The 9,571-nt window shown below is 32.6% G+C and carries 14 protein-coding genes; 6 read left to right on the top strand and 8 right to left on the bottom strand.

Annotation, left to right across the window (positions count from 1 at the left end; translation table 11 throughout):
- Nucleotides 1-401 precede the first annotated feature (401 nt).
- From ACQKMD_RS21090 to ACQKMD_RS21075, 4 genes are read right to left on the bottom strand one after another with little or no spacing between them, the layout of a single operon-like run.
- On the bottom strand, nucleotides 402-1,007 hold the full coding sequence (locus ACQKMD_RS21090) for an ABC-2 transporter permease (protein WP_427754469.1): 606 nt from the start codon (nucleotides 1,005-1,007) through the stop codon (nucleotides 402-404).
- Complete coding sequence (locus ACQKMD_RS21085; protein WP_427754467.1) at nucleotides 1,000-1,866, bottom strand: ABC transporter ATP-binding protein; 867 nt, start codon at nucleotides 1,864-1,866, stop codon at nucleotides 1,000-1,002. The genes ACQKMD_RS21090 and ACQKMD_RS21085 overlap by 8 nt, the downstream gene beginning before the upstream one ends.
- Nucleotides 1,867-1,871: 5 nt before the next feature.
- A complete protein-coding gene (locus tag ACQKMD_RS21080) occupies nucleotides 1,872-2,243 on the bottom strand; it encodes a GntR family transcriptional regulator (RefSeq protein ID WP_038183445.1) in 372 nt (123 codons plus the stop codon).
- 15 nt (nucleotides 2,244-2,258) lie between these two features.
- The gene (locus tag ACQKMD_RS21075) at nucleotides 2,259-2,564 is read right to left on the bottom strand and encodes a YfzA family protein (RefSeq protein WP_427754465.1); all 306 of its coding nucleotides are present in this window, start codon (nucleotides 2,562-2,564) and stop codon (nucleotides 2,259-2,261) included.
- Nucleotides 2,565-2,877: 313 nt separating this feature from the next.
- Here ACQKMD_RS21075 and ACQKMD_RS21070 point away from each other — a divergent pair, with 313 nt between their 5' ends.
- On the top strand, nucleotides 2,878-3,117 hold the full coding sequence (locus tag ACQKMD_RS21070) for a hypothetical protein (protein WP_427754464.1): 240 nt from the start codon (nucleotides 2,878-2,880) through the stop codon (nucleotides 3,115-3,117).
- Nucleotides 3,118-3,249: 132 nt separating this feature from the next.
- Here ACQKMD_RS21070 and ACQKMD_RS21065 read toward each other — a convergent pair whose 3' ends face one another.
- Nucleotides 3,250-3,678: a hypothetical protein gene (locus tag ACQKMD_RS21065; RefSeq protein ID WP_427754462.1), complete on the bottom strand. Its 429-nt coding sequence runs from the start codon at nucleotides 3,676-3,678 to the stop codon at nucleotides 3,250-3,252.
- A 497-nt stretch (nucleotides 3,679-4,175) separates the two neighbouring features.
- Here ACQKMD_RS21065 and ACQKMD_RS21060 point away from each other — a divergent pair, with 497 nt between their 5' ends.
- Both ACQKMD_RS21060 and ACQKMD_RS21055 read left to right on the top strand, forming a co-directional pair.
- A complete protein-coding gene (locus tag ACQKMD_RS21060; RefSeq protein ID WP_427754461.1) occupies nucleotides 4,176-4,481 on the top strand; it encodes a hypothetical protein in 306 nt (101 codons plus the stop codon).
- A complete protein-coding gene (locus ACQKMD_RS21055; protein ID WP_427754459.1) occupies nucleotides 4,442-5,272 on the top strand; it encodes a WD40/YVTN/BNR-like repeat-containing protein in 831 nt (276 codons plus the stop codon). The genes ACQKMD_RS21060 and ACQKMD_RS21055 overlap by 40 nt, the downstream gene beginning before the upstream one ends.
- Before the next feature lie 198 nt (nucleotides 5,273-5,470).
- On the opposite strand, the gene ACQKMD_RS21050 is transcribed toward ACQKMD_RS21055, so the two are convergent.
- Nucleotides 5,471-5,644 carry a hypothetical protein gene (locus ACQKMD_RS21050; protein ID WP_427754458.1) on the bottom strand — a complete coding sequence of 58 codons (174 nt, stop codon included), beginning with the start codon at nucleotides 5,642-5,644 and terminating at the stop codon, nucleotides 5,471-5,473.
- A gap of 280 nt (nucleotides 5,645-5,924) precedes the next feature.
- Between ACQKMD_RS21050 and ACQKMD_RS21045 the strand changes: the two genes are divergently transcribed.
- A complete protein-coding gene (locus ACQKMD_RS21045; protein WP_427754456.1) occupies nucleotides 5,925-6,251 on the top strand; it encodes an ArsR/SmtB family transcription factor in 327 nt (108 codons plus the stop codon).
- A complete protein-coding gene (locus ACQKMD_RS21040; RefSeq protein ID WP_427754454.1) occupies nucleotides 6,238-6,936 on the top strand; it encodes an SRPBCC domain-containing protein in 699 nt (232 codons plus the stop codon). The genes ACQKMD_RS21045 and ACQKMD_RS21040 overlap by 14 nt, the downstream gene beginning before the upstream one ends.
- Before the next feature lie 495 nt (nucleotides 6,937-7,431).
- Here the strand turns inward: ACQKMD_RS21040 and ACQKMD_RS21035 are convergent, their stop codons facing one another.
- Together ACQKMD_RS21035 and ACQKMD_RS21030 are read right to left on the bottom strand one after the other, a co-directional pair.
- Nucleotides 7,432-7,869 carry a DUF3021 domain-containing protein gene (locus ACQKMD_RS21035; RefSeq protein ID WP_427754452.1) on the bottom strand — a complete coding sequence of 146 codons (438 nt, stop codon included), beginning with the start codon at nucleotides 7,867-7,869 and terminating at the stop codon, nucleotides 7,432-7,434.
- 4 nt (nucleotides 7,870-7,873) lie between these two features.
- Nucleotides 7,874-8,314: a LytTR family DNA-binding domain-containing protein gene (locus ACQKMD_RS21030; protein ID WP_427754450.1), complete on the bottom strand. Its 441-nt coding sequence runs from the start codon at nucleotides 8,312-8,314 to the stop codon at nucleotides 7,874-7,876.
- Between the two features lie 188 nt (nucleotides 8,315-8,502).
- Between ACQKMD_RS21030 and ACQKMD_RS21025 the strand changes: the two genes are divergently transcribed.
- Nucleotides 8,503-9,132 carry a CPBP family intramembrane glutamic endopeptidase gene (locus ACQKMD_RS21025; RefSeq protein ID WP_427754448.1) on the top strand — a complete coding sequence of 210 codons (630 nt, stop codon included), beginning with the start codon at nucleotides 8,503-8,505 and terminating at the stop codon, nucleotides 9,130-9,132.
- The last annotated feature ends 439 nt before the right edge of the window (nucleotides 9,133-9,571 follow it).

Below are 9,571 nucleotides of genomic sequence, written 5' to 3'. Positions count from 1 at the left end.
TCTTCTTTTACTGGACATAGTAGATTCTCCTTCTTGTTATCTATTATTCTACTTGCCCTTAATTTTACTGTCCAACTAAGTGTAGACTATTCAATATATGCCTACTTTTAGATAGAAGCTAACGAGGGCTTTATTTCAATAAGATAATGATAAAATAAAGGGGAAATTAGTTACGATAATAAATGGGTACTACATGCACCTTGTTGCCATTGATGTTAGAACAAAAAAGACTGATCCAATAAATCGGACCAAGCCTTATAGGATAAAATTGTTTAATCAAATGACAGAAAAACGTCAGTTTCCGACTTTTTTATCATTCAACAATTTGTAGCTTTTAATAAAATTTGATTAAAAATATATTCCACAAGCCAATATTTTAAGGTTAAATTAATTGAACCTACTTAGAACTCCTTTCGTTGGTATATAACAGTGGTAGTCCCCCAAGAAATAAAATAGACTAACATAATAACCAGTGTCCCTCCTGTGTATAAAACCGGGATGGATAAATTAACAATAAAATCAGTTATTGCTGTTAAATGTTCAGCTAAAAACAATACAATAGCCGGTCCTATAGCTGCTAAAAGGAGAAAGCTAATTATTACAACCGTTGAAATATAGCCTGGTTTTAATATATAAAATAATGGAAAGGTTAACGCGGCAAATAATAAGAATAAGCTACTACCAATCGCAATATCAATCATCGTAAACGGTTTATTAAAAGTAAATAATGCTAGACTTGTCACCCCAATTGCTAAAACCATATAAACAATAGCACCAAGATAGCGTGATGCGATAATTTCCGTACGTGTATAAGGTAAGGAATTTAATAATATGTTTGTCTCTACTTTTTCATCGTAAGCATAAGTATTAAAGGGAACAAAAATACTAGCAATGAGAAAAGTCAAAGCTGGATGTTTGTCCATAATGATAAAGAATAAGATAAAAGGAATAAATAATAATAGGTGCCTTTTCTGTAGTATGACATCACGCCTGATTAAATTAAACATGGTGTATACCGCCTTTCAAGTAATACATGATATCTTCCAGAGAGGGACGTTCAATGACAACTGTGTCTCCGAATGTATTTTTTACTTCTTTAATATTATCCGTTAATGCTTCAAATCCCGTTGATGAACGATGAATATGAACAAAGTCCTTTTCCGTGTCTCTATCCAGAAGATCCATACCTCCTTTAACGAGCGCATAGTTTTCAGCTAAGTCGTGAATGGACTGATTAAATACTAATTCCCCATTCTGCATAAAAGCTATATAATCTGCGATACGATCTAAATCTGTTGTAATATGCGTAGAGAAGAAAATGGTACGATTAGCTTCAATCATTAATTCCTGTAAAAGATCCAATAGCTCTCGTCTAAAAATGGGGTCTAAGCCTGCTGTTGGTTCGTCCATGATAATCAGCTCTGCATGATGTGATAGTGCTATCGCCAATGAAGCTTTCATTTGCATCCCTTTTGAGAAAGTTTTGATCGCTTTATTAAGCGGTAATTTGAATTGTTCAACATATTGATAAAATAAAGTATCATCCCATTGTTTGTAAGCTGGTGCAACTATACGTTTTATATCTTTTAAGTTCAGTCCTTCAAAAAAAATATTGCCATCGTAGACAAATCCAATTCTTTCTTTGATCGCCTTCTCATGCGTCTTGTAGTCCAACCCGAAAAGCTTAACTTCTCCGGCATCCGGCTTTAATAGATTCATCATCATCTTTATCGTTGTCGACTTACCAGCTCCATTTGCTCCAATGAATCCAGTTACAAAGCCTTGCTTCACTTGTAAATTAATGTTTTTAACGGAAAATCCTTTAAATTTCTTCGTTACATTTTTTAATTCAACCACATTTTCCATTCATTTCACTCCTCATATAAAATCTTCAATAATTGCTTCAACTCATCAAGTGAAAGGCCAATTTCTCTACTATTTGTTATGACCGCACTCAGCTGCTCCTCAATGACCTTTAGCTTCTTCTCTCTTATAACCTCTAAATTTTGCTCTGCGACAAAAGAACCTTTCCCGACAATGGAATAGATAAAGCCCGCCTTCTCCAATTCCTCATAGGCACGTTTCGTCGTTATAACACTAATTTGTAAATCCTTTGCGAGGTTACGCATAGAAGGTATTGCTGACCCCTCCTGTAGTTCACCTGCTAAAATAGACGACTTAATTTGATTCGTAATTTGTTCATAAATCGGCTCCTTTGAACTGTTGGAAATAATAATTTGCATGCTAAACCCTCTTCTTTATTTTTTTGAAAACATACTTGAAATAATGTCATGTACTGCTGGAATAAGTATAGCAATAACGTGAATTGTCATGAACATATTAAAAAATGGAAAGGAATAAGGGGTAATCCATTCAGTAAAGAGCTTCGAGTCCAAAATCCCTCTTAATTGCCTGGCAATTAAGTTACCACTATCGTTCATGTTTGGTTCCAGGGCAGTGCCATCAACGGCGATAAAGATCAATTGAACAATTAAAAATATACCAATGGTGATCATCCAGCGCTTTGCTAGATTAATATTATAAGTTTTTTCTGGGCCTGTCATTTAAACACGTCTCCTCTCTTAGAGTGTTGGTTGTTACTTCTTCATTAATTGTCATTTAAGAACGATTTACACATAATAACCCACACCTATATATAATGTATATATACTATGTACACATTATATACATACGTGAAATGTCATGCAACTTTTTTTATTTGAAAAGAAAGGAAATTAAAATAAATATAAAAACAAAGTCTATCTGAATTCATCAAAAGAAACCTCTATTTTGAAAAAGATTAATCAAAAAGGAGGTGTTTCTTTTGTGTGTGATTTTTGGCATTTTATAAATTGAAAAAGAAAAACGGAGGGGTCCTTGTTTGTTTATTTTTTGTTCGATCTACATTACGTTTTAGCTGATAAGGCGAAACAATATAAAGAGAATTGTGAAATTCACATATTCGATATTACAAAAGGAGGACATATGGAAGCTGATTTTGGGAAAAATAGCATAATGTTTCTTAAGGATTATCAAAGAGTAGAAGATGGTAACTACTACTGTGAAGTGGAGTATTATCCAGGAACTGAACGCCAAAAGAGAGGGATTAATAAATGAAAAATAGGTTTCATCTTCAACTAACGAGGGCTTTATTACAATAAAGAGTAGGATCATTAATGTGTTCCCATCCTAATGGAGAAATATGTTTCAATAATTTTTCATTAGAATGGGGATTAAATAACTATAAAGCTAATCTTTTTTAACTGTATATCTAACTTGTTTAAAGGTTACTATGTCGCCATCTTCAGTATCATCTTTAGTTTGCATGAGTTGAACTTTTGGCTTGTAGTCCGTCCTATGAGCATCTTTGATACCCTTAATGTTAAGTTTGTAGGATTCATCATTTTTTATTTTTTGTTCAAATACTTTTTTATTGGCAACAAAAATAAAGGTCACTTTATTTTCATCAATTCCCTCAGTCATAAATTCTAATTGATTATCTTTTGTTGTAATCGTTGGTGTTAATAATTCAATACTTCCGTTTCCAGTTTCTTGTTTAGTAGCAATTTCAATAGCGGCTCTATCACTTGAATCTAAAGAATCTTCTATTATATCTGAACATCCGGATAATATGATTCCAGCAAATAGAATAAAACTTAATCCAATTATCTTTTTCATAAGAACATCCCTCCCCAAAAAATAGTTTTCGTCAGCCGTCAGTAAGGGAATTGTCATACCCAACCCGTTAAAGTAGAACATATATAATAATTTGTCAATTCATAACTATTATACCACAAAAAGGGGTTGTTGTTTTCGCGTTTTTGGGTAAGGTCACATTGCCATCAACTTAAAAATTGGTTGTTCCCTAAAACGAGAAAATAAACTTAATTCTTATAAATATAGAAAGAAAAAATTTGTTTTGGGATTATTTCAAATGCTTAGCTTGATGGGTATGTGATGGGACCCCTATAAAGATAATTTTTATGATCAAATTATAAAAAAGCGTACTTAAAACATGAGTGGAGAATTATATCATAACGATTTTATTGGTTTATGAACTTTGTGTTTCAGGTACAGATGATTATGTACTAATTGGTATCTCAGAAAAGAAAATTACCTTGTTTAGACCGAGTAAACAATCTCAGGAACCAACAATACCCTAAGATGAGATTAAGTTGGATAGCTCTGATGCTCTTCAACTAGCGAAGGATAAATACGGACTGAAACAAGGAAAAGATTGGGCAACAGGATATCATTTTACACTTGATAGTATCGATGGCAAACCCATTCTAACAGTGTTTGGAAATGATGGAGATAACCGTTTTACTCGAATTTCATTCAATGCCCAAAACGGAGATGTGGTCAGTGCCATTCATAAATTACCATACGGTGGAGGGTTAATATTCAAAGGTATTGGCACCGATAACCTAACAAAAAAGGGATGGCGATTACGGGGGGTGTCGCTGGAAACAACAATTTAGTGGTATGGGGAGATAAAAAGCCAACACAATTTAGTACAACTAAGCAACCTTTTATTGAATGGAGCCATAACAATGGAAAAACATGGACAGAACTCCAAGCTAATAATTATGTAACACACGCGTGGTTTGATATGAATGAACAATTATTTGTAGCTATGGAAAAAGAATTATGGGCAGGTATTACATCAAAAAGTAAAGGAATGAAAATTCTTTCATTGGACCATACGATTGAGAAGGTCGATTATTCAATCAACAACCATATAGCTGTGATATCAAATGGAAATATTTACTACACGACCAATCAAGGGGAGAGTTGGGAACAAGTTATTGTTCCTAAACCATTTTATATGGTTCAAATATCGGCTAATGGTGATTTAGTAGTATTAACAAAAGAAAGGGAGATTTTGCAAAAGACAAATGATGAATGGGACAAAATAACTATGCCAAATAGTAATGATGAACCTCTAGATGTGAAAGTGATTAATAATAGGCTATTTATTACCACACAAAGTGGAATTTGGACCCGAAATCTTCAAGAGGGAAATTGGAGGAAAATTCAAGTTGATGAAATGGTAGTTAAACTTATTAAAAAAGGAGAGAATTTATTCGGATACACACATAGAGGTGAAGCTATTTATTCCATCAACACGAAAGATGAAAGAAATTCTGAAAAAGTGTTTGATGCGGGGGATTCCATCGTTTGGGATGTGGATATCATGGGAGATACGTTATGGATTGCAACTATACCCGATTATTCGTGGGAAGAAGTGACGATTCCGCAGAGACGATAAAAGTTTGAAGTGTATATCCATGAAAAAATAATGTGAAGCATTTCACTTAAACTAACAAGGGGCGTTAATTAAAGATCATTGAGTTGCTTAGGCAGCTCTTTTTTTCTTATCGAACTAACGAGGCAGTTTAGTTGAACAAGAGTGGGAGAGGTTCTATATCTGTTTTTACAAATAACCTTGACTAAAACCAAGAATAGATCAGTAAATATTTTTTCGTTTTTCTTTGAACCAATCATAAATTTCAAAAAGAAAAAAAATAAGGAGATATGGAGGACCTAATAGAAAAACGTATCTACTTTCAGGCGCCAAAAAGGCTACTGGAAAAGCAATTATTACAATTGTGATGAGAAGAATTTTTTGTTTTTTATCCATATAATGTACTTCCTTTGACAGTAATACTTTAACCATAACATAACTTTTAATAAGTAGGAAATTAGCTTTTGGGGATTGATGCAGTACGAACATAATGTGCAATAAAGGAATAGTTCTTTATTCTATTAACGTTTTTTTGTTGGAGTTATTCAACTAACGCAGCAGTTTAGTTGAATAAGGATAATCATTTTTATTTTCATGGAAAGTATTGACATTATTTTCGCTTATGGTTATATTTCACATAACCGAATAGTTATATGTGAAAAGTGAGGGGATGATAATGCCAGATGTTTATCGAGCATTAGGTGATTCAACGCGGCGACGTATATTAAGTATGCTTAAACAAGGAAACAAAATCCAAAAGGAGATAGTCGAAGCATTTGATATCTCTCAACCCGCAATAAAGAAGCATTTGAATATTTTATTGGAGGAAAAAATTATTTCAGAGAGCTGGGATGGGAAGTATCGTATCTATTCATTAAATCCCGAGGTCCTCCAAATTGCCTACCATGAAATGCATCAATACATCGGAGAACTACTTGATGACCAGCTCGTAAGTTTAAAAAATTATGTGGAAAAAGGAGAATTTCGAGATGAACAAGATTAAGGATTCTATAAAGAGAGAAATTGTTGTTAATGCGCCTTTAAAGCAAGTTTGGAATGCATTGACTAAGCCTGAGCATCTAAATCGTTGGTATACAAAAAATGCTGAAATAGAATTTCGTATTGGTGGAAAAGGATATATGAATCATGGCTGGGGGGCAACATCTGAGGGTGTTTTTACAGAAATAGATACAATGAAACGCTTTGTACTTCAGAGCCTTGATGGAGATTTTACTACCATTACTTCATTAGAAAAAGTTGAAAATGGAATTCATGTCAGTATTGAATATCAGGCTTCCTTTATTGGTGAAATGAATCAATCAACAAAGGAAAATATGTTGTTTGGTACAAGTCAATTCTTAGGAAATCTAAAGAGTGTCTATGAAACTGGCACTGATAATCGTCCAAAGTTTTGGAAAGCGTGGATTGGTATTACACACACAACAAACGAGGAAAATAGAGGTACAAGAGTTTTACAAGTGAAGGAAGGTTCGGTAGCTGCAACTGCTGGAATTAAACCTGAAGATATTATAGTGGGGATCGATAAAGAAGAAATTGTAGGATATAAATCATTTGAAAGAACATTGAATGAAAAAACTGTCAATGACACTGTTACCTTAACAATAGTAAGGCAAAGTGAAAAGTTATTGGTAAACTGTCTCGTAGATGCTTATCCTGTATCTTATTAATATCCAATGAAGAAGATGCTAACCTAATAGCATCTTTTTTGACAATATTCATACATCTATCCCGTTTTATGAAAAAAATTAAAGAATATAGATATATTTCTTCTTCAACTACCATGAAAATTAATTTCTTCAAGAAAAGAAAAATGACAATACTTAAGAAGATAATCGTTAAAAAAAGAGGAGAGCGGACATTAATAAGACTATTGTTTTCGGTAGACTATTAGTATTGACTCCACTAACCATTTTCATTCTCTGTGGTGCAGGATTATTTTGTACTGCATGGATGGCTAACGGGGCAGAGATGAAAAAATATTTTTCTTACATCACGAAGTGATGAAAACCGTTGATACTTCAATGTTTGTAGAGGGAGTTTAGTTGAACAATCTTCGGTTTATACAGTGATAGTTGTTTATAATTGTAAATGAGGGTTTAAATACAAAAGAGGCTTATTTTGTTGACTAGCCTCTTTAAATATTTAATTTCTATCAAAGAATACTATTGATTATTACTACTGTCTGTATGCACAATGATTTTCTGCTTCATTTTTTTCACTTCCGATTGACTATAAAAATAAAATAACAGCCAAACTAGTGCAAAAATTAATACATTAAATAGCAACAATAGGATCGTTAGTTTTATCGAAAATGTTGGAATCCATTTTAAAGAAAAGGCAACAACTATAAAGGTACCTATAGATATAAAAAAATGACAAGCACTTTGTTGTAAGAATGTTAAACGTTCTATTCTATAGATATATGAAGGGAGTATACAAGCAATTCCAACAATAATTGATCCTAATACTTGTTGGGGAAAACTAGCCATAACAGCATCTAAAAACAAATCCCCTTTAATCCAATATCCTATAAGATTAACAGTAACAAAAACTGTACATCCCATGCTTATTCCGAATCCTAAACTTTTGAAAATGTTCATGTAACTATACCCCCAAACGTTCTTTAAATGTTTTTTTATAATTACGAGAAATCACTTCTTTTATTCCTAAATTAAGCTCCATTTCCATTGTTCCATTAAAGGAAGCTTCAATATTTCTGATTTTTCTAGGATTAATTATTGCAGATTTAGAAATCCGGATAAAATCATCACCTAGCTGCTGTTCTAACTCATATAAAGGTTTACTCATAATAACACGATTACCATCGTCGCTATATAGTACTAATTCTTTTCCTTCCGTTCTAATAACAATTACAGAATTAGGTTCGATAATATGTACTTTATTGTTTGCAGTCCCTGTTAAAATTTGTTCATTTTCTTGTTGTAAGAGTGAGATTACAGCCTGAATAGTTGGTGTTAATTTGGACACGCAGATTGTTATATAGGGTTCATCGATTTGTGTATCAATTTTTATTTCTATCTTCATCTTTATCACCTCTCCCTAAAAATATAGCATAAATTACAATTCGAATAATGCAGGTTATATGTAATAAAATGCATTTCACCTAACAATAAAGACATGTTACTCGTAAAGTATTGTTGCTAAATTTTTATGTCGTTATATTTGGTTTTAACAAAAGTAATTTAAAAATATAACTCAAGGAGGCAGCTAGTATGAACGAGATAACAACGCTAAAAGAGCGAATAAAGACGGGATGGATATTAGTAAGCATATCAAGCATGCTTACAGTAAGTGTTATTTATTGGTATATAAATAATCCTAAGAGGTTTATTGAGAATGGATTGGGATATTCATCGGAAATGTTACTTAATTTACCAATGTGGTTTTTCACTTTATTAATTGTTATAGGGTATATTTCCTATACAATGATTGCAATACCTTATATAAAAAGAAATTTATTAACATTTTCTTGGCTTAAATTAATTGGTATATGGGCTGCTATTGTAAGTGGAATAGTAGAAGAAGTTGTATTTAGACATTTGCTCATGGATTATGTATTATCTATTGGATTATCAAATCTTTCACAAGTGTTAATCTCAGGAATTGCGTTTGGAATTGCTCATGGTGCATGGGTATTATTGCGAGGAGAGATAAAAATTGCACTTCCAGCAATTCTTTCAACTACGATCTTAGGTTGTCTTCTTGCTATGCTCTATATTTATACTGGAAGGAGCACCTTTGCACCAATTATAGCTCATATTTTAATCAATATGGTAATAGAGCCATGGTTAATGTTATCTGCCATTTCAGGGAAATGGAAAATAAATGAAAATTTAAAGTAATAATTGAGGGGGATGTTGAATAATTTGGCCTCTTGAAATTTAATAACTTTATGGGAAAAAGGCTAGTTAATATACCACCGTTAGCAAATTTGATGGTTTTTCAGAACCTATGAGAGATTAAGGTTAATCGACTTTCAGCTATGAGGCTCAGTTGTATAATCTAAGTTCTTCAACTAACGGGTACTTTACTTCAATAAGAAAATCATAAAATTGTAAGAGGAAAAGGAAAGAACCCTATTCTTCTAAAGAATAGGTTCTTTTGTTGTCTGGTAAGGGAGAACCATCGTTTTATTACTGATTGGTTAATTTATTTCTACCATGGAGTTTCAGTTTTATGCTCGATAACTTGTATTACTATTGGTTCAATATCTTTTAACATTTGCTCGTATGGTCTACTATTGCCATTATTTTCACCCTGAAGTTGTACATCAGCCTGTGT

This window comes from Viridibacillus sp. NPDC096237 (assembly GCF_050278625.1).
In the GTDB taxonomy this organism is placed as follows: Bacteria; Bacillota; Bacilli; order Bacillales_A; family Planococcaceae; genus Viridibacillus.
The sequence above is the reverse complement of the archived record's forward strand: the minus strand, read 5'-3'. Positions and strand labels throughout refer to the sequence as shown.